Source organism: Streptomyces sp. NPDC002276 (assembly GCF_053891435.1).
This window is the reverse complement of record NZ_JBSFCQ010000010.1, coordinates 174,652-193,715: the sequence shown is the minus strand read 5'-3', so window position 1 is coordinate 193,715 and position 19,064 is coordinate 174,652. Positions and strand designations below refer to the sequence as shown.

General features: G+C 64.5%; 20 protein-coding genes, 1 tRNA gene and 1 pseudogene. 15 read left to right on the top strand and 7 right to left on the bottom strand.

All coding sequences use genetic code 11. The annotated features are described in order from the left end of the window. The first annotated feature begins 35 nt into the window (after positions 1-35). On the top strand, positions 36-1,550 hold the full coding sequence (locus tag ACWIHT_RS25705; RefSeq protein ID WP_456170593.1) for a LacI family DNA-binding transcriptional regulator: 1,515 nt from the start codon (positions 36-38) through the stop codon (positions 1,548-1,550). A 263-nt stretch (positions 1,551-1,813) separates the two neighbouring features. Continuing rightward, positions 1,814-2,815: a hypothetical protein gene (locus ACWIHT_RS25700; protein ID WP_456170592.1), complete on the top strand. Its 1,002-nt coding sequence runs from the start codon at positions 1,814-1,816 to the stop codon at positions 2,813-2,815. Positions 2,816-3,801: 986 nt separating this feature from the next. Here ACWIHT_RS25700 and ACWIHT_RS25695 read toward each other — a convergent pair. From ACWIHT_RS25695 to ACWIHT_RS25675, 5 genes are all read right to left on the bottom strand, one after another. After that, complete coding sequence (locus tag ACWIHT_RS25695; RefSeq protein WP_456170591.1) at positions 3,802-4,395, bottom strand: hypothetical protein; 594 nt, start codon at positions 4,393-4,395, stop codon at positions 3,802-3,804. Positions 4,396-4,428: 33 nt separating this feature from the next. Beyond that, positions 4,429-5,649: a DUF262 domain-containing protein gene (locus ACWIHT_RS25690; protein ID WP_456170590.1), complete on the bottom strand. Its 1,221-nt coding sequence runs from the start codon at positions 5,647-5,649 to the stop codon at positions 4,429-4,431. A gap of 1,270 nt (positions 5,650-6,919) precedes the next feature. Then, entirely contained in the window at positions 6,920-7,534 is a 615-nt protein-coding gene (locus tag ACWIHT_RS25685) for a hypothetical protein (protein WP_456170589.1), read from the bottom strand. Positions 7,535-8,087: 553 nt separating this feature from the next. Then, on the bottom strand, positions 8,088-8,312 hold the full coding sequence (locus tag ACWIHT_RS25680; protein WP_456170588.1) for a hypothetical protein: 225 nt from the start codon (positions 8,310-8,312) through the stop codon (positions 8,088-8,090). Further along, positions 8,309-9,430, bottom strand: a complete 1,122-nt coding sequence (locus ACWIHT_RS25675) for a DUF1152 domain-containing protein (RefSeq protein ID WP_456170586.1) — start codon at positions 9,428-9,430, stop codon at positions 8,309-8,311. Before ACWIHT_RS25675 ends, ACWIHT_RS25680 begins: the two co-directional genes overlap by 4 nt. An 81-nt stretch (positions 9,431-9,511) precedes the next feature. On the opposite strand from ACWIHT_RS25675, the gene ACWIHT_RS25670 reads away from it, so the two are divergent. The 13 genes and pseudogenes from ACWIHT_RS25670 (at position 9,512) to ACWIHT_RS25610 (ending at position 17,986) form a co-directional block, all read left to right on the top strand. Beyond that, positions 9,512-10,252, top strand: a complete 741-nt coding sequence (locus ACWIHT_RS25670; protein ID WP_456170585.1) for a GntR family transcriptional regulator — start codon at positions 9,512-9,514, stop codon at positions 10,250-10,252. A gap of 276 nt (positions 10,253-10,528) precedes the next feature. Beyond that, complete coding sequence (locus ACWIHT_RS25665) at positions 10,529-10,966, top strand: ATP-binding protein (RefSeq protein ID WP_043667479.1); 438 nt, start codon at positions 10,529-10,531, stop codon at positions 10,964-10,966. A gap of 86 nt (positions 10,967-11,052) precedes the next feature. Next, positions 11,053-11,781, top strand: coding sequence for a GntR family transcriptional regulator (locus ACWIHT_RS25660; RefSeq protein WP_456170584.1), 729 nt, complete (start codon positions 11,053-11,055; stop codon positions 11,779-11,781). Positions 11,782-11,915: 134 nt separating this feature from the next. Further along, entirely contained in the window at positions 11,916-12,272 is a 357-nt protein-coding gene (locus tag ACWIHT_RS25655; protein WP_033284757.1) for an SCO3933 family regulatory protein, read from the top strand. 5 nt (positions 12,273-12,277) lie between these two features. Further along, a pseudogene (locus ACWIHT_RS25650) lies at positions 12,278-13,651 on the top strand (FtsK/SpoIIIE domain-containing protein). 83 nt (positions 13,652-13,734) lie between these two features. Beyond that, on the top strand, positions 13,735-14,322 hold the full coding sequence (locus ACWIHT_RS25645) for a DUF2637 domain-containing protein (protein WP_456170583.1): 588 nt from the start codon (positions 13,735-13,737) through the stop codon (positions 14,320-14,322). 20 nt (positions 14,323-14,342) lie between these two features. Further along, complete coding sequence (locus ACWIHT_RS25640; protein ID WP_456170582.1) at positions 14,343-14,543, top strand: hypothetical protein; 201 nt, start codon at positions 14,343-14,345, stop codon at positions 14,541-14,543. Beyond that, on the top strand, positions 14,543-14,734 hold the full coding sequence (locus tag ACWIHT_RS25635; protein WP_456170581.1) for a mobile element transfer protein: 192 nt from the start codon (positions 14,543-14,545) through the stop codon (positions 14,732-14,734). The genes ACWIHT_RS25640 and ACWIHT_RS25635 overlap by 1 nt, the downstream gene beginning before the upstream one ends. A gap of 9 nt (positions 14,735-14,743) precedes the next feature. Continuing rightward, on the top strand, positions 14,744-14,938 hold the full coding sequence (locus ACWIHT_RS25630) for a hypothetical protein (protein ID WP_456170580.1): 195 nt from the start codon (positions 14,744-14,746) through the stop codon (positions 14,936-14,938). Between the two features lie 17 nt (positions 14,939-14,955). Then, on the top strand, positions 14,956-15,207 hold the full coding sequence (locus ACWIHT_RS25625; protein WP_456170735.1) for a SpdD protein: 252 nt from the start codon (positions 14,956-14,958) through the stop codon (positions 15,205-15,207). Between the two features lie 151 nt (positions 15,208-15,358). Next, positions 15,359-16,642 carry a replication initiator gene (locus ACWIHT_RS25620; RefSeq protein WP_456170579.1) on the top strand — a complete coding sequence of 428 codons (1,284 nt, stop codon included), beginning with the start codon at positions 15,359-15,361 and terminating at the stop codon, positions 16,640-16,642. Next, a complete protein-coding gene (locus ACWIHT_RS25615; RefSeq protein ID WP_384288232.1) occupies positions 16,635-16,817 on the top strand; it encodes a helix-turn-helix domain-containing protein in 183 nt (60 codons plus the stop codon). The genes ACWIHT_RS25620 and ACWIHT_RS25615 overlap by 8 nt, the downstream gene beginning before the upstream one ends. Then, a complete protein-coding gene (locus ACWIHT_RS25610; protein WP_456170576.1) occupies positions 16,817-17,986 on the top strand; it encodes a site-specific integrase in 1,170 nt (389 codons plus the stop codon). Before ACWIHT_RS25615 ends, ACWIHT_RS25610 begins: the two co-directional genes overlap by 1 nt. Positions 17,987-18,089: 103 nt before the next feature. On the opposite strand, the gene ACWIHT_RS25605 is transcribed toward ACWIHT_RS25610, so the two are convergent. Both ACWIHT_RS25605 and ACWIHT_RS25600 read right to left on the bottom strand, forming a co-directional pair. Next, a tRNA-Pro gene (locus tag ACWIHT_RS25605) sits at positions 18,090-18,163 on the bottom strand. 54 nt (positions 18,164-18,217) lie between these two features. Further along, positions 18,218-19,003, bottom strand: coding sequence for a Pr6Pr family membrane protein (locus ACWIHT_RS25600; RefSeq protein WP_456170574.1), 786 nt, complete (start codon positions 19,001-19,003; stop codon positions 18,218-18,220). Positions 19,004-19,064: the final 61 nt, after the last annotated feature.

The window sequence follows — 19,064 nt, the reverse complement described above, 5'->3', positions numbered from 1 at the left end:
TGGCTCCCACCCATCGCTTTGCAATGAGGGGGAACATGGGGTTCGCGGAAGACCGCGGCACGTACTGGCGTGGCCGCTTCAAAATCTCAACAGGCAAGTACGGCACCGTTGCTGACGAGAACGGCGACGTCATCCGCTTCCGTACGAAGCGCGCTGCCAAGCAAGCCGCCGACGCCGAAGAGGCGAAAGTGCGTGCAGGCGGTTGGAAAGATCCGGCGGCAGGACAGGTCACATTCGGCGAGTACGCCTCACGGTGGTACGCAGGGCAAGACCTGGCCGCGTCCACAATGCAGAACTACCGTCGCCACATTGAAGAGCACCTATTGCCTGAGTTCGAGGAGCGTGCGCTCGCGTCGATACAGCGTGTGGACGTTGACGCCTGGGAGAAGAGGGAGAAGGCGCTCTACGCCGCATCGAGTGTGAAGACGTGGCGCGGCACCCTCCACCTGCTCCTTGAAGACGCGGTTGACGACGAACTCATCAGTTCTAACCCTGCCACGAAACGCCGAGGCAGAGGGAAACGCGCTGGACGCTCTCGTGACCGCGGTCCCGAAAAAGTCGTCACAGATCCGCTCGGCATCCTGCTCTGTGCCGAGCGCGCCTCACTCCCCTCCGGGCGCGACGACGAGTTCGTGGCCGTCGTGACCAAGGGCTATACGGGCATGAGGTGTAGCGAAATCGTGGGCTTGGAGACCGAGTTCATCCGTCCCCAAGCTGTGCGTGTGGAATGGCAGCTCTACGAACTCGACTCGGGAGAGTTCGAGCGCTGCCCGCCCAAAGCCGATAGCTATCGCACAGTCGATGCCCCTGTATGGCTCGCTCGTCTGTGGACTGGGCACATAGCCCGTACGAAGCCGAAGCCCTGCACCTGTCACGGTAAGACGTACGTCTTCTGTGGACAGGGCGTTTCCCGAACTGGGGAGACCGGTGCGAAGATCGTGGACGTGGCGAGACGCGCCGGCGTATCCACGGGGACCGTGTCCAATGTCCTCAACCGGCCGGATGTCGTCGGGGAAGTCACCAGGGCACGCGTACGGGAGGCCATTGAGGCTCTCGGGTTCACCCGCGGCGGTGGCGCGGTCGACCAGGCCGCGCATTGGCGACGGAACGGGTTTGCTACGTGGCTCTTCACGCCTGCCGCCTCCGGCTGGTACCCGAAGAAGGCACCGCAGGAAGCGCGGCCCGTGCCCCTGCTTGCTGAGCCGTTGCCTGGCGTGCCGGCACGGGGGAGAGGCGCCCAGGCGCGGGCAGACGCATGCTGGGTGCCGATCGCCAAGGGGCTTACGCCCCATGGGCTTCGATATACGCACAAGACGCGAATGGAGGGTTTCCGTACACCGCCGAAGCTCATGGATGAGCGCTTGGGACACATCGACGGGTCCGTGCAGGCGCGCTATACACACATCACGCGGGAGATGCGTAGGGAGCTGATGGAGGCGCTCACCGCAGAGTGGGAGGCGGCACTCGATGCTCGGCTGACGATGTCTCACACGTCACCGGTGGCCGCGTTGAACGACCTTCTGCAGAAACACCGAAGAACACGTCTGTAGCTGCCGTCTGGGAGGAGAATGTCAAGATCTTCTCCCAGATGCCTCACCGATCTCTCGTGCGTGGGCATGAATGGGCACTCGTTACTTGCAGAGCGATTCCCATCGGATGGCGAAGCATCGCTGTGCGCTTTTGCGCGATAGGTGACCACGTCGTCGTTGTGGCGAATTGCGGTGAAGGTGTGATACTGGACCTACCTCTCACACAGTCGAGGCCGCTAAGAACTGAGTCGTTGTCAGTGGAGCGATCTCTAGCGGAGGCGGGTATGAAAATTGACTCTGTCAGACTCCTGAAGAAGGAGTTCGTCCATCAACTGCGAACAGGGGAGACGCTTTCACCTCGGGTGGTTGGGAGGGCGAAAGCAGCCACTGAGCGGCATCTCACCTCAGACGCTCCTCCTGAATCGCCCCGAGCCGGAGGAGTAGCGGTCGGGATCACGCCCACAGAGAAGCCGGGTGAATTCGGTATCGGAGTGCAGGTTCAGGAAGACAATGCCGAGACACGACGGGTCGTTCACCATCTGACCAGTTATTTTTCCCATGATTTGGTCGTGCAGTACGTGGGGAGCGTTCGGCCCCTACATGCAGACAAGGTCAGGCCTCTTGTACCAGGGCTGTCGGTGGGGCATCAGCTTGTCACCGCAGGTACGCTGGGCGCTTTCGTGCGGATCGCTGGGCATTCGGGTGTCCATGCCTTGTCTAATAATCACGTTCTCGCAGCGTGTAACCGAGGACGACTCGGCGATCCGATACTGCAGCCTGGTCCTCTCGATCTTGGAACATTCAACGACCGGATCGGTGCGCTTAGCGCTGTCGTCGATCTTCGGGAAGGGGACGCCAGCGCTAACGTCACAGACGTTGCGGCGTGTGAAATAGATGAGGCGCTCGCTGCTGCTCTGGATGTCAGCTTCCCCTACGGGGTGACCGGCTATATCGATCCCGAGCAGGGGTTGCCTGTGAAGAAGATCGGTAGGACTACTGGCGAGACTGACGGTTCGATCTTGATGTTCGAGATAGAGAACCTGTGGGTCGACTACGGTGACCCCCTCGGTGTTCTGACGTTCGACAATCAGATCGCGATACAGGGACGCGACGGCGAGCTCTTCAGTGATGGCGGCGACAGTGGTTCCCTTGTGTTCTCGGTGGATCCTCCCGCCGGAGTCGGGTTGCTCTTCGCCGGTAGTGATACGGGGCCACAGGGACCTGTGACGTACGCCAATCCTCTGGATCTAGCGTTGGGGCAGATTCATGCCACACTTGCGTTCTGAAACGACGTGTGGAGGATGTATGGCCACCCTCGGAGCTGCCCGAGCTGCAAAGCGTGCGCTCGCGCAGAGGTTCGCCCACGACCCCCGAGTCAACGGTGTTGGCCTGGGGGGAACAGGGGGTGCCTACGTCGTCATGGTTCAACTCGTTAGCGCTGACGAAGGGCCGGAGTTGCCGCAAGAAGTCGATGGTGTGCCTGTCGAGAGCATCATCGTCGGCCAGATCGGATCGGTTCGAGCAGGTGGGTGACGGGCATAGCGGCAGGGCAGCGGAGGGCATGAATCCGGCCTCTTTACTCCCGAGCGTGTGACACTCACAACACTCTGCTGTCGGTTCGAAGCTGCTCCTGGCGCCTTCCAGCACCTCATCTCGGGAGGCCGACCACCGTTGGTTATGAGCGTCGGCTACTGCCGTCGCTCCCATCGCTGAGCGTGCTCACTGCGTCTTCGGTCGTGAGAGTCCCGCGTTCCGGCGATCGGCCCTGCCACCCGGGGAAGCGGATTTTCAAGATCTTCTCCCAGATTTCTCCCAGGAGGCCTTAGGAACCGCTCAGGGGCCCGACCCGCTAAGCGGATCAGGCCCCTGACCTGGTACTTCACTGTCGGGGTGGCGGGATTTGAACCCACGACCTCTTCGTCCCGAAGCAACTTGGGCGGGGGCGGTGCCTTGGGCTGGTATGCCTCTCAACTGCGCTGATGATCCATAGGTGTTCGTGCTCGTCTGCCGTTGTTCGTCGGCGTTGTCACGCAGTTAGACACTCACCTGGTGCCGTTCCTAGTGCGACACTCACCACAGCTGAGTCCAGCGGGCAGTCTGCCTCCCTAGGTCACCTGCTGCCGTCGCCCATTTGATAGCAGAGCCGTAGGGCACACGGATCCGGAGGGCGCTTCCGCTTGTCGTCTTTTCCCTGGTCAGACGGTTGCGAGTTACCAATTGCCGCCGGCCTGTCCGCGAATCGTCCATGGGCAGCCTACCGATGCCCCAGGCCCTACTTACGCAGCAGGATCTTATCAATGTCCCGGAATCCGTCCCTCACTTTACGCACAGTGGCTAGTTCGATCTTTGGGTCTAGTTGGACTTGCATCTTGGCGGACGTGTGAGCAACCGTTCCTCTGTCCGTCGCCCAACTTTCTGTGCCATCGAGCCAAGCCGTATCAATTTCATTCTTTGTCACGCCCAATGGTAGCAAGATGAGAAGTAGATTCTTTTCTTTAATGCCATTGTTGCGCGTCTTTATGTAAGTACTGTAGTGCCCTTTTGCGGTCTTGATTCGCGCGGCAAGAGTTGGATATTTTGAGGAGTTATCACCCAAATCCCCCAAGTTTTCGGGAATCGACGGGCTGGATTCCCAATGCGACATCAAGCTAAGAAGGCTTGGGCGGATTACACCCGTGCGCTTCCATTCCGAATGGGCTTTGGTGACTACCTCAAGCGCTCGATCTTCAATAAAGGCCTCGAACTCGGCGTGAGTGAGTACTCGAAAGGCGCGAGTGCGCTCATAAACTCGATCTGAGTAGAGCCCTAGTAGACTGAACTTTGCCGGCAGGAGATTTTGGCGCAGCTCAGTAATTCTGCGCGACATGGCCCTGTAGCGTGGCGACGACATCAAGGCCTCTCAGGGGATAATTCGATTGTTCGTGAACCCAGGGATCGGAACATCCGTATCGACAAGAATTCGTTGTAGCGTCTCACCCCAAATCGAAAGACGCCTACTTGTGGCCAGCGGAGTTTTAGTGGTCGTTTGAATTGATTCCACGAACTCGGAGTTCGTGTCGCATAGATTCCTGAAGGATTTCTCTACGGCAATCCTGTCGTCGATGGCGGCATTAGCGATGGCTTCGTGCCTAAAATAGTAGGTCATGACGTCGAACACTGCGCGATTAAATCGTCCTTCATAATCTCCGTGCGACCACCTGTAGAACGCACTATCGCCGAATACGTCAAAAGTCGCCTGGATAGCCCGATTGCATTCTGAAGCGACTTCCTTGATCCAGCCTTCCCGGGTCGGCCATGCTTCGTTGAGTTCGTTGACGGTATCGTCTAGGAATTTCTTGAGGTTTCCGGTGTATTCGCCCAAGCGAAGGGTCATAGCGTAATAGCGAAGCATGATCTCGATGTCACGCATTCGAAAATCTGGTTTTTTAATGCGGAGGGCGGTTTGTAGCTCGGTGCTGTTATATGTTGCTAGGTCCAAGAAATCGGTGAAGTCTCCGGGGTGTAGAGCCTGGCGCAGCTCTTGAGGTGACAATCGTACGCTGCCGGTGTTTAGGCGAAGGAATACTAGATTTAGAAATTCCTCGTTCGGCCATCGACGAACCACGACGGTGCGAATAGTTTCATTGAGGAGTGCGTTGAGGTCGTCAATATAGGCACCGTCGTCCTCAAGTTTCTTGAGTGTTTTTAGACGTAGGTCCTTGCGGACATCCAGCGACGTCAGCCCGAACCCCTTGATCGTTTCGTCAGCCCTAGAGACGTCCATAGAAGACCCGATTGCGAATTGCCGGAGCGTAAGGAGGCGTTGTTTCCCGTCGAGGACGATGAATTTACCCCTCTGCTTCCGGTCTTCCGCCAAGACGATCTGTGGTACAGGGAGACCTAGTATCAGAGACTCGATGAATTTGCTTTTACGTCCTGGGTCCCAGGCGTCTCGACGTTGGAATTTCGGGTTTAGCTGGATGTTGCCGCGCCGAAGCTGGCTAAGGATTGTTTCCGTGGTCCAGTCGGTGTCAGTGACAACTGCGCGATGAACGTCGGTTGAGGAGATTTCTCCAGGATCGTTTTCTTCCCCGTCCTGATCGTCGAACAATTCATTTTCGTTCTGAGGGATGCGTGCCACGGGTTCCCCTTACTGTCCGCTGAGATAGAGACGTTCACTGATCTTAGCGATGAGTTAGCTGCCGGGTGGCATGTTCGTGGGAAAATGCTGACTACCGCTGCGCAATCGTTCGAAGTGCTGTTTTCCGTGATTCTGCGCACCGGCGTCCGATGAGCCTAAGCGTCGACCCCAGTCGGCGACAGTCAGCCACGACGGCGAGAGTGCCAACCGATCACGCGCGTGTATGCCTCGCTGCACCCTCGCCTGGCTCAGCGATGCTGCTGAGCGTCGACCAGAGAGAGCCGCGACAGTCGGCGCGTGACCACAACGCCGGAGCCCTCGGCTTGGGAAGCTAAGGGTATGCAGGGCTTGTTCTGCCGCTGACCTGCGCCGCAATAGCGCAGGGGTCTGGTGGGCGGGCGACCAGTTCCCCGGTGTTCCCCGTGGTTTCCCGGCCCACCTGGCACGGGTCTGGCACGCGCCTACGCTGGCGGCACCTCTTGGCTGTTGGTGTTCTCTTGGCCGTTGGGTGGTAGATCGACAGGGGGAGGAGACCGCCGCAGCAGGGCGGGCAGGTTCAGGAAGGTCATCTTGATGAGATCCACAAAACGCCGCTCGCTCAGCCTGTCGTCGTGGCGAAGCTGTAGTGCACCAACCGTTCCAACCCCGAGCAGAGAGCCGACGATTACGACAGGCACTGTCCACGGGGGTGCTAGGCGACTAGCGCTGATCGTGGCGGCTGTAGTTGCCAAGATGGCGACAAGGTAGAACGATCCGCTGAGCCAGGGTCCGCTTCGTCGCCCCTCTGCCTGCTGCGACACCTCGCGGTGGGCCCGCAGGACCTCCTCAACGTGCGAACCGCTTATCTGGCGGACTCTGCCTCGTCTGTCGATCTTGAAGTTGCATCCTTCGGCGCCGCAGACACCGCGACGGTTCCGCTCAAGAGCTCGGTTTCTTGGCCAATGCGTGGTCCCCGCATCATGCGAGCGGCAGAAACGGGGGGACTCGTCGTCATTCAAGCGTCGGCGTGGCATACCGCTATCCTGCCCAGTCGTCCGTCGCGGCGGGCCGATGTCGCTGGCGTTGCGTCGTGGGCTTCATCCCTATCAGGTCGATCATGAGGGTCTGATCACTTGCTTCAACGTCCGGTACGTCCTAGGTAACTGGTCACCGGGGTTCGGATTCGACCGGGGCAGTTCACGGCTGTTGGTGTCAGGCGTTGGTGTCAGACATCGAAGGGGACCCTGACAGCGAGGCCCCGTTGGGCGGTGACTCTAACCATTGGCCGACGTCAGTTCCCGGGGTCCGGAGGTTCGGGAAGGGGGCGAGGCATGGGCTCAGTCCCCTCAGCCCACACACGCGTACAGGAAGGCATCCCCTTGATGGCGCCCACAGTTGCGCCGAACTTCCGCCCATCCTCATGGCTGAACTCAAGGTCGTAGCGCTGAGCCTCTACGTCAACGTCTGTCCGGATAACCATGAGTTTGTCAACGGCAACGTTGTAGTGCACGTGAAGACGCGACTTAGCCATGTCGACTGCCTGCTCGGTTGAAGGCATCGATCGCCAGGTGTCGCCGTACGCTCGGCTCATCAGCTTCTTGTAAACACTCTTGATCGCAGCCGTGACAGCCACGGCGGTGATGCCTCCACCAGCGTTCGAGGAGACCTGCATAATGATTTCAGAGAAGGAACCCGAAGCCCCCCAGCTGTGTTTGCCGGTCCGCGCCGAGATGGTGCTGTGATTTGGGTAGTCGTTCCCCTCAGCCCATGCGATCGTATCCAGTTCTTCGATCACCTCCTCGGTGAACATGTCAAGCTGGTCGAGTCCTAGATCCCAAACTTCGTGTGGGTAGTGTCCAAGATCCTCAACTAGCGCCACCGAAACGCGGGACTCCTGAGCTCTCATGCTTCCTCCGTGCTTCCCAGATGCTGTCGATCGTGTCAGTTGTCGCGATCGCCTCGCAGGGAAACGGACTGATAGCTCATGGTTTGCCCGGCCTAGTAGCCCTCGCTGTCGCTCACGGCTCAACCCACCACTCGCCCCAGCTTCCATCCCGTCCGCCGTCGACCCACACACCGTGGAGCGGGCGTGGTTCATGGCGTCCAGGTGGAGCGCGCCACTGTACGAACGACCTGGACGCCATGGGCCGCGTCTGCTCGGCTCTGCCTGGGGCGACGGTGGACGGGATGGAAGCATCCCACGCACGCCACGACGGATCCGCAGGCGCGAACGGCGCCCCCTCCATCCCGGTGCTGGCCGATCCCCCGCCGGAGGCTCGTTCTGACCATGGTCCACTCCAATGCGGTGCACCTCTCATGGTCTCGGCCAATCCATATGCGCGGCACGGGCGCCGGCCGGGCTGGAGCGGGGCGGAGACAGGAGCGCAGGCCGGGCCGGCGCCCGTGCCGCGCGCGGGGAGCGGAGCGAGCCGCCTTGAACCAGTAGAGAAGGTTGTTACTCAGTCGGCGCTTGGGGCCGCTGTGATGCTGCGGGACTGTGCAGCGGCTCGTCGGAGAGCGTCGGCTACCTGGTCGGCGGCGTCGGCGGACAAGAGGATCTCTTGGGTCCACAGGATCGAGAGCCTGATGTCACCGTTGAGCAGGTTGATGGCGACGTCGACTTCCGTGCCGTTGCCGGTGACGTCGTGCACGTTGAGGTCCGGATCGCTGCTGTAGGCGCTCATGGTGTCCGCCGGCTCGGCTCCTGGGGGTCATTGGTCGTAATGCTCCACAGCGGGGCTGCGTATTGCTCGGGGTGGCTGTGGAGGAGTAGTTGGCGCAGGTCATCGCGCTGTGAGCCGTCGAGGTTTAGGACCTCGGTGAGGTGGCGGAACGTCGTGTGGGTGATTCCGCGGCTTCGTGCTTCGGCCTCGAACTGGGCGAGTTGTGGCAGTACTGAGCCGGCGTCGAGCTTTGTCGGCTGTTGCTCCTTGAGCCAAAGTGCCTTGTTGCGCTCGTAGTCGATTTCCGAGAAGCCGCAGACCTCGCGGCTCAAGGCTTCTGCCTCGTCCAGGGTTGTTGTCGCCATGATGGCGCGGGCCAACTCGTTGCGGCTCAGGGCCTCGTCCAGGTCGACTTCGTGGACGGTCGGGCTCTCGTCGGTGAGGGGGATGGGAAGTCCCGCGTCTCTGACCTCGCACGTGCCCCGTACACCTCGGGCTGTTGCAGCGAGCATCCCGGTCGCCTCGGAGGGGTGCCACTCCAGGACCGAGCCGATCGGTTCCACGTCCTTCGCCGTGAACGTGTGGACCACTGGGCCGAGCAAGCCGCGCAGATCCTCGTGTGACAGCTCGCCGTCCAGGCCGGGGCCTGCGACCAACAGCCTTACCGACGCGTTCACTTGGGCGCATGCTGCCAGCGTCAAGGAGTCGGCGAGAGGGCTCTTCAGAGTCGGTTCGCCTCCTCGGGCCAGCACGTCGCCGCCTACGTCCAGGAGGTCGATTGTGGTCGGCTGCAAGTGGGTGAGCAGTTCTTCGACCTGGCGCGTGACGCCCTCGGCGCCGTGCGTCGGATCGATCAACGCGATTGTGTGCGGGAGCTCCGCGGCGAGTCGGGGGAGCGTCGAACCTGCCGGAGCGATGGGGCGGGCCTCCGCGGGCACCTTGCGAACGGCCGGGGTGATCACTTCGAGGCCGGTGAAGTCGTCGGCGCTTCTTGGGCCCGGTATCGGGTCGATCAGCAAGCGGTCCCACGCGTAAGTGAGGATCACCGCCTGGTCCCCGTCGCCGTAGAGGGCGGCGTCAAGCATTGCGGCGGCGACTGCGTCGCCCCCTCCTCCTGCTGCGACGATCAACCGCGTCATGGGCCCAAGCGTACGGGGTCGGCCCTTGACCACTCGCTCTATAGTGGCTAGAGGCTATAGCCACTTGGACGAGGAGGGGACATGCCTCAGATTGAGGAGGCTCAGCCGAAGTATCTCCAGATCGCGCACTTCATCCGTGATCAGATCCTTCGGGGTGACCTGCGGCCGGGGGACGAGGTTCCTTCGGAGCGGCAGTTGGCGGTGAGTTGGAAGGTGTCCCGGCCGACGGCGGCGCGGTCGTTGGAGGCGCTGAGTCATCAGGGACTCGTAGAGAAGCGGCAGGGGTCCGGCACGTATGTGCGGAGCCTTGAAGTGAACCGTCGTGCGCGGGAGTTGTACGGGCGAGCCCGGCAGACCGGAAAGATCTACACGTCCGGTGAGTACGCGGTGATCACGTCGGCCGGGTGGCTGGACGCGCCGGACCACGTCGCTGAGGCGTTGGGCCTGGTGAAGGATCGGCGGGCCGTGCATCGCCGGCGGGTCACCAACAACCAGGACGGGCCCCTCTCGCTGTCCACTTCGTGGTTCGCGCCGGATGTCGGGCAGCGGGCGCCCAAGCTGCTGGAGCCGGAGCGGATCCAGGAAGGCACCCTGATGTACGTCGAGAACTCGACGGGACGGCAGGGGAGTTACGCGGAGGACCGCATGTGTGCCAGGCCCGGGACCGAGGAAGAGGTGGGTGACCTTCAACTTGAGCCCGACTCTGCGGTGTTGGTCGTGCATCACGTCGTCTTCGACCTCCAGGACCGGCCGTTGGAGTTCGCCGAAGCCACCTATCCGCCGCACCGCTGGGCGTTCGAGCAGGGGTATCCGCTCACCTGATGACCTGTCACTTCGCCGAATCGCTTGCGCGCTGCAAGTGGCTAATGCCACTATCCAGTAAGTGGCTAAGGCCACTTGATCGGAAGGGGGCACGGAGTGACGAGTCAGCGGCCGGACCAGGGAGCGCGCTTACCTTGCCGGAGTTGTCGGGGACGTGGCTGGAAGCGCGTTGGTTCGCGCACGTCCCTGACGCTCGCCGCTGCCGCTGACCGCACCCGTGCCACATCGAAGCGGCGCTGCCTCGACTGCGACGGCAGCGGCAAGGAGTAGACGCGGATGACTTACGCGATCGACCACCACCCCTCTGAGGGCTCACCGCGACTCGGCGCGATGAGCCTGCATCCGGCTCCGGAGTCCGTCCCCAGGGCCCGGCGCTGGTTCCGGAAGTTCATCGCCCCGTACAACCCGGCCTGCTCGATCGACGACTGCGCGCTGATGATCTCGGAACTGGTGACCAACGCCATCCGCTACGGGCGGGCCGACGACCCGTGGCTTGTGCGGGTGGAATGGTTCCGGGATGGCGCCTCGCTCCGGGTCGAGGTCCACAACCCCGGATTTCCGGCGAACGTACGGTTGCGGCACCCGGATGCCAACGATGCGCATGGGCGCGGGCTGCTGCTGGTCGACTCCATCGCCGAGTCGTGGCACTCCGGACCCAGTCGCTTCGGCGGCACGGTCGTCTCCTTCGTAGTGGCCGATGCCTGGCCGGCCTGAAGGGGCGCCTGGGTTCTTTTCTATATGCACTGCCGCTAGTCTGGTTGACCAGTTGACTTGGCCAATATCGACAGGCGGCGGCGTTGATGGCGTATGACGTGGAGGCACCGAAGTACGTTCGCCTCGCGCAGACCCTTCAGGGGCGCATCGAGGACGGCACATACGCCCCCGGAACCCGCGTGCCCAGTGAAAACCAACTGGTGCAGGCTTTCGGGATGTCCCGCCCGACCGTCGTCCGGGCCCTGGAGCTGCTGAAGCGTGATGGCTGGCTGGAGTCGCGGCAGGGGTACGGCACGATCGTGCGCGGGCGTCCTGCTGCGGTCGAGACGAGGGATCGCCGGGGGACTGAAGCGCTCACGCGCGATGAGTCTCGGGCTTCGGGGCGCCTGGTCGAGGTCGGCCGTGTCCTCGTTCCGGCGCGCGTCGCCAGTGTGCTCGGGCTGCCGAAGCGTGCCAAGGTTCTCGTGCGCCGGTTCCTGGTCGAGGGGGATGGCGAACCCGTCGAGCTGGTCTCGTCGTACTTCCCCGCCGGCCTGATCGAGGGCACCGACCTGGAGAGTGCCACCCCCTTGAGCGGTGGTACCCGTGCGCACCTGGAAGCACGGAAGAAGCTCCGCTTCGACCATGTGACGGAACGGGTCTCGGCTCGGTTGCCCGAGCGTGACGAGGCCGAGCTTCTGGAAGTCCCGGACGGCGTGCCCGTCCTCAGTGTCCTGGTGGTCGCGTGTGATGCCTCCGGGCAAGCGCTACAGGTCTCTGACGTCCTGCTTCCTGCCGATCGGCAGGAGTTGGAAGACACCTATCGTCTGAACTGAGCCCTGTCTGGGGCCAGTTGCCTAACACTTCCGCGCTTCATTGACTTGACAAGTCAACTTGCCATGTCTAACTTCGAACTTGCTAAGTCAACTTGTCAGGTGGCGAGTTGATCGAACCTGAAGGAGAACTCTCTGTGCGTGTAATCCGAGTTGACGCCGCGTCCGCCACGATCCTTCTCACCGAAGCGCCGGCACCGAAGGTGCGCGACCGACAGACCGGTGAGATCGCGAAGGACACCGTGAGCGGCGAGGCGCTCATGACCGTCGGCGTCGTCTTCATCGACGAGGGGGACTCGTCGATCATCCAGGTCACCATTCCTGAAAGCGGTGTGACGGAAGGCCTGACCGTTGGCGCTCCGGTGTCCCTGCCGGGCCTCATCGCCCGACCGTGGGAGAGCGTGTTCAACGGCCAGCAGCGGCACGGCATCGCCTACCGCGCGACTGCGATCGCACCGGGTGCCTTCCCGGTTCCGGTCGCTCAGGCGGGTTGATCACCGTGACGGACCTGACCACGTTCGCCGAGCTGGGAGGGTCGCTCGCTGCGATAGGCGGCGCGGCCTACGCCCGGCACGCCCACCCGGCGGCGTATTGGTCCACGGTCGGGTTGCCGCTCTCGGTGGCCCGGCTACTGGCCTCGTACTCCTCGACCATGGACGCCTGTGGGCTGACCGTCGAGCCGTCTCGCTGGCGGGCCTTGGCCGTCCGGGCCACCACCAGGCGGGAGGTGCGACCGGTTCCCCCGCGTCGGGGCATGATCCGGCCGACTTCGACCGGGCTCCGGGTGCGGCTGCGGCTGGCCCCGGGGCAGGAACCGGCGGATGTGGCAGCGTCAGTCGAACGGCTGCGGCACGCATGGGGAGTTCACGCCGTGCACGTGCGGGACGTCAAGCCTGGAGTCGTCGAACTTCGGCTGATCGGCTTCGATGTGCTGCGCAAGGTGCGGATGCCGCGCCGCGTCGAGAGCGGGCTTCTCCGGGTGCCGGTGGCGCTGCGGGAGGACGCGACCGCGTTCCTTCGTGACTACCGCGCCGTACCGCATGAACTCGTCCTCGGCGCCACGCTGTCCGGCAAGTCCATGTACCTCCGACACCTTGTCTCCGGCCTCGCGGCCCAGTCCGTCGCCCTGGTCGGCATCGACTGCAAGCGCGGCGTTGAACTGGCGCCCTTCGCCTCGCGGCTCTCCGCACTGGCCACCGACCCTGACGAAGCAGCCGAGTTGCTGCCGGTCCTGGTCAAGGAGATGGAGGATCGCTACGACCTGATCAAGTCCCGGCAGGGCATCGCCCCCAACACCCCTGAGGAGGAGATCACTTCAGACATCTGGGGCCTGCCGGAGAGCGAACGCCCGGCTCCCATCGTGTTGTTCGTGGACGAGGTGGCCGAACTCTTCCTCGTCGCCACGCGCAAGGACGAGGAACGGCGCGATGAGATGGTCACCCACCTCATCCGCCTCGCCCAACTCGGCCGCGCGGCCGGCATCTACCTCGAAGTGTGCGGCCAGCGCTTCGGCGCCGAACTCGGCAAGGGCGCCACCATGCTTCGCGCTCAGCTCACCGGACGTGTCTGCCATCGCGTCAACGACGAAGCCTCCGCCAAGATGGCACTCGGCGACATCGCGCCCGAAGCGGTCTACGCGGCCTGTTCCATCGCCCCCGAGTTGCCTGGCCTCGCCGTCGTCGGTGACACCTCCGGCGGCTGGTCACGCATCCGTACCCCCTACCTGTCCCTCGCTGGCGCTGCGGCTCTCTGCCGTGAGTCGACGCACCTTGCCCCGGACGTTCCTGCACTTGCGCCCTTCCGGCCGTAAGGCCCGCCCGTGCCTGTAGCGGCTTCGGGAACGGCTGCCGCTCCCCACCCGGTCGCCGAGTAGCTCCATCCGAACCATCGGCCGGCGCGGCCGTCCCGCGCCAAGTCCCTACCCCTGCCATGCCTGGAACCGGAAGGAGTGCCGCCGTGCGTGCCTTGCCCGTCCGCCTCGACGCCGTACTCGTCCAAGCTCTGATCGCCGCTGCACTGTCCTTCGCTCACCTTCACGACCTGGCCGCCGCTGCTGGACAGAACGGCTGGAAAGCCTGGGCCTACCCGGTCTCCGTCGACCTGTTGTTGGTCGCGGCCTGGCGGCGGCTGCGCTCCGGTGGTTCGAAAGCGGCTGGCTGGTGCTGGTTCCTGGTCGCACTGACCACGTCGCTCGGCGCCAACGTCGCCACGGCCGGATTGCTCGACCTGGGCGCCGTACCGGCCTGGTTGCGCATCCTCGTTGCCGGATGGCCTGCCGTTGCCTTCCTCGGCGGAACGCTCCTGGCACATGGCTCGAACGATGTACCCGAGCCGAAAGCACCTCCGGCCGAACTGCCGACCCCGGAACTCGAAACCGCTCCGCCGTCGACAACTCCCGTTCCGCCCGCCCTCGTTGCCCACGCCCGCAAGGTCGCCGACGAACACCGGGCCCGGACGGGAGCGCCCATCGACACCCCGACTCTTCGTGCCCGGCTCGGCGTCCCGCTGCCGCTCGCCGAAGCCATCGTCGCCCAACTCACCTGAACCCAGGAGCACTTCCACTCATGCGTCCGTCCACGCTCCGCGCGCTGAACCGCGCTGCCGAGCTGACCCGCCAGAACCGCCTCACCGAAGCAATGCTCATCGCCGAACCCGTGATCCTCATCGCCGACGACGTCGAGGGCGAGGAGATCCGGCGGTGGCTGCTCGACCACGTCGCCGACTTCACCGGCGAGAAGCACGACGACCCGAAGGAGCTGCCCTGATGACCGCCAACCCTCGTTTCCGCCGAGTCGTCCGGATCGGCCCCGTCCAGGTCGCCACGTACAACGACGACCGTGGCCGCGAAAAGCACATCGCCGCCTGCACCGCCCCGCGTTGCGGTGCCTCCGTCGACTACGACAGCCGCGCCGCCGCCGAACTGGCTGCCCGCACCCACCGCTGTCGCGCCCGCTGAGGAGCTCCCGTGACTGTCTCTCTCCCACTCGTCTTCGTCTTGGGCGTCGTCGCCTGGGCCGCGATCAAGTTCCTCGGCGTGCGCATGTGGGTCGCCGTCGTGATCGCCCTGTTCGGCTTCTGGCTCTCGCACACCTTCCTCGCCCCCGCGATCGAGACCGGCACCCGCACTGGGGTCGGCGTCGTCGACGGCACTGGCAAGTGACAAGGAGGCACACCGTGTTGTTCCGCCCGCAGCTCCCCGAAACCCTGCACCCGCCTACGACGATCACCGCGCACCACCAGGCGCAGAGCCCGGCCCCTGTACCGCCCGCCGGTCGCCCGCTCACCCCCTACGTGGGCGCGGTCGTTGCCGTGGTCGTCGTTGGCATCGTCCTCACCGCGCTCCTGGCGGCCGTCGCCATCACGGCCGTGTCCGTGGCCATAGCAGCCGTGGTCCTGCGCTCCCTCGTCAGCAACGCCAACAGGCGCTGACCGGCCGCCGGGGTGGCAAACGCCGCTAAGCATCCCGCCACCCCGGGGCCGTCCCTCCCAACCACCGAAACAGGCGAAAGGGCCTCCCATCCTTACGCACTCGACCCCGCCCCCGCTGGCGGAGCTGAGCACCCTCGCCGCCCTGGGCAACATGCCCGGACTCGCCCGACAACTCGCGGGCCTGGGCGGCTGCACCCACCCCGTACGCCTCGACGGTCACCGCACCGAATACGACGTCGACACCGCGACCGGCGAGATCGGCAGTCTCCTCCGCCGACTGGACTCGGCCGCCCTCCCGGCCGGTCACCTCCTGGTCCGCTGCAACAACCGCCGAGCAACCCGCTGCCCGGCCTGCGCCGAGACCTACCGTCGTGACACTTTCCACCTGATCACGGCCGGACTTCGCGGCGGCAAGGGCACAACTGACCGGGTAGCCACGCACCCCCGCGTCTTCGCGACCTTCACCGCCCCGGGCTTCGGCCCGGTCCACAACCGGCGCACCGATGGCCGCCCTTGCCGCTGCGGCGTCTCCCACGACCAGGACGACACCGAACTCGGCACCCCGCTCAACCCCAACACCTACGACTACGAAGCTGCCGTCCTCTGGAACGCGCACGCCGGTGCCCTTTGGCGGCGCTTCTCGATCTACCTCCGCCGTGAGGTCGCCAAGCTCGCCGGCCTCACCCAACGCACGTTCCGCAATCACGCCCGGATTTCCTTCGCCAAGGTCGCCGAGTACCAGAAGCGCGGCGCAGTCCACTTCCACGCAGTCATCCGCCTCGACGGCCCGGAAGGCGGCGGCACTCTGCCTCCGGCCTGGGCCACGGCCGAACTGCTGGCGGATGCCATCCGTTCCGCCGCCTCCGCCGCCCGCATAGAGGGCCCAGTGATCGAGGACCGTCCGCACACTTTCGCGTTCGGTCGTCAGCTCGACGTCCGTCCGATCCGTTCCGCCGACTTCGACGGTGGCCAGGAACTCACCGATCGGGCCGTAGCCGCGTACATCGCGAAGTACGCCACCAAGGGTGCCGAAACGGCAACGGGCGCCCTGGACCGACCCATTCGGTTCCTCGCCGAAGTGGCCCACGCCCGTATCAGCGACCACGCGCGCCGCCTGATCCGAACCGCCTGGACCCTCGGCGCCCGCAAGAGCCTCGAACACCTCCGCCTCCGCGCCTGGGCCCACATGCTCGGCTTCCGCGGCCACTTCTCCACCAAGTCCCGCCGCTACTCCACCACCCTCGGCGCACTGCGCGACGCCCGAGCCGACTGGCGTCGCGCCCAAGCCGCAGCGCTCAACGTGCGAGAGAACGACACGACATACGTCCTCGCCCACTGGGTCTTCGCCGGAACCGGCCTCTCCTCCACCGAAGCCTGGCTCGCCGCATCCCTCGAACCCGCTCCCGGAACGGAAGGAGAACCAACACATGCGTGACGACGAGCTGTTGACCGTGGTCGACGTCATGGCTCGCCTGAAGGTCGGGCGGTCCACGGTCTACGACCTGATCCGCACCCGGCGTCTGCGTTCCGTCGCCATCGGCCGGTGCCGGCGTATCCCTGCTTCAGCTCTCCGCGACTTCATCTCCGGGCAGTTGGAGCGTGCTGCCTGATGACCAAGCGTCGTAGTCGCGGTGACGGCGGGCTCCACTGGGACGAGAAGAGACAGCGTTGGATCGCCACGGCGAACCTCGGTTTCGACCCGAGCGGGAAGCGGATCGTGAAGCGGGGGAGTGGCAAGACCAAGACGGAGGCGAAGAACAAGCTCAAAGAGGTGCTGCGGGACCACGAGGACGGCCTCGCCATCGCGCCCACCAACTACACGGTCAAGGACGCGGTCACGGACTGGCTCGCCTACGGCCTGGCCGGCCTCGACCCCAGCACCGTCGAAACGGCCACGCTCATGAGCGAGAAGCACGTCATTCCGTCGCTCGGTGCCCGCAAGCTCCGTGACCTCAGCGCGGAAGACGTGGACCGTTGGTTGGCCACCAAGGCGAAGACACTCAGTACGCGCACACTCCAGGGCCTCCATTCCTGCCTGAACCGTGCGGTCAAGCGGGCCATGGCGCGGGACAAGGTGAAGCGCAACGTCGTCGAGCTGTGCTCTGTGCCCCAGGGGCAGGCGGGGCGGCCGTCAAAGGCACTCACCTTCGTCCAGGCCGAGGCCGTACTGAAGGGGGCCGCTGGAACCTCCATGCACGCGTACATCGTCGTCGCGCTGCTGACCGGTGCCCGTACCGAGGAACTGCGGGCGCTCACCTGGGATCACGTCTTTCTGAAGGGGCGGCAGGACTTCGACCCGCCGCAGCCTCCGCACATCGCCGTCTGGCGGTCGGTCCGGCGGAGCGGGGACACCAAGACTCGGAAGTCCCGACGCACCCTCGCCCTGCCGGCACGCTGCGTGGAAGCGCTGTGGCAGCAGTTCGAGGAGCAGGGGTGGGACCGGCTCGCTGCTGACGAGGAGTGGGAGGAACACGGGCTCGTCTTCTCCTCTGCCGTGGGCAAGCCGCTCGATGCAGCCAACGTCCGCCGCGCCTTCCGCCAAGCGCTCAAGGATGTCGACGGGGTGGACGCTGCGGCGTGGACTCCCCGGGAGCTCCGGCACAGCTTCGTGTCGCTACTCTCCGACCGGGGCGTCCCCCTGGAAGAGATCTCCCGGCTCGTCGGTCACTCGGGTACCGCCGTGACCGAGGAGGTCTACCGGAAGCAGATCCGGCCCGTGATCCAGACCGGTGCCGTCGTCATGGACGGCATCTTCGGGGCCGATCCGCGGAAGTCGTAGACGCTAAGGCACTCAGGAATCGGTAGTCACGCAGTTAGACACGCAGCTACGCCAGAGGGCCCTTACCGATCCGGTGAGGGCCCTCTGAACTGCTATTTAGCTGTCGGGGTGGCGGGATTTGAACCCACGACCTCTTCGTCCCGAACGAAGCGCGCTGCCAAGCTGCGCTACACCCCGATGTCGCCGCTCATCTTGCCGGTGTTGCTGCTCATCGCGGCGACGTCGTTTACTTTAGCCCACCGGTGGCTGGAGACGAAATCCGGTTTTGGCGCGGTGGCGGATCGGGTTGGGGCGGGCGTGGTCGAGGGCCACGAGGAGGACGGAGAGGGCGTAGAAGGCGAGGCCGAGAAGGAGGGCGTTGCCGAGAACGCTCTTGTAGCCGTGGTGCTCGACGTCCAGGAACGTGTAGAGGTAGCGGCCCGGTGTGCCGGGCAGGATCAGTTCGCCGCGGGCGAGATACACCGCGAGGTACGTCGCCGGGTACAGCAGCCACGTCGCCGCCATCCGCAGGTGCAGTCGGCCGGGTGCGGTCAGCAGCAGCCAGTCGAGTACCGCCGCGATCGGTGTCACCGTGTGCAGGATCTGGTTCGTCACCGCCTGCCAGCCTGTGGGGGCCGTCGTGCCGCCCGTCATCGCGAACGGGCTCGACGCGTGCGCCAGGATCAGGTGGTACACCAGGCCCGTGATCGTGATGTACAGCAGGGCCGCGCCCGTCACCAAAGGGGAGAGGGGGCGGCGGGCCGTCCATGCCCTGCGGGCGGTGGCGATCATCACCAGGGCCAGCAGGATGTTGCTCTGGATCGTGAAGTAGGTCAGGACCCTGATCGGGCTGCCGAGGAACAGGTCGGCGGTCACCGCCGCTGCCGCCACCAGCGCGACCAGCAGTCGGTACACGGCCGCCGCCGGGCGACGGTACGGAGCCACCACCGCGGTGGCGGGAACGGGTGAGGCGAGCAGCGCGGGCATGCCGGGTACCGCGGGGAGGTCCGGGATGTCCCTGGGTATCGGAGCGGTCATGCCCTCACGCTAGGCAGCGGGGACGAACCGGGCGATACGGGTGAGCCGCACGGGCTACGCG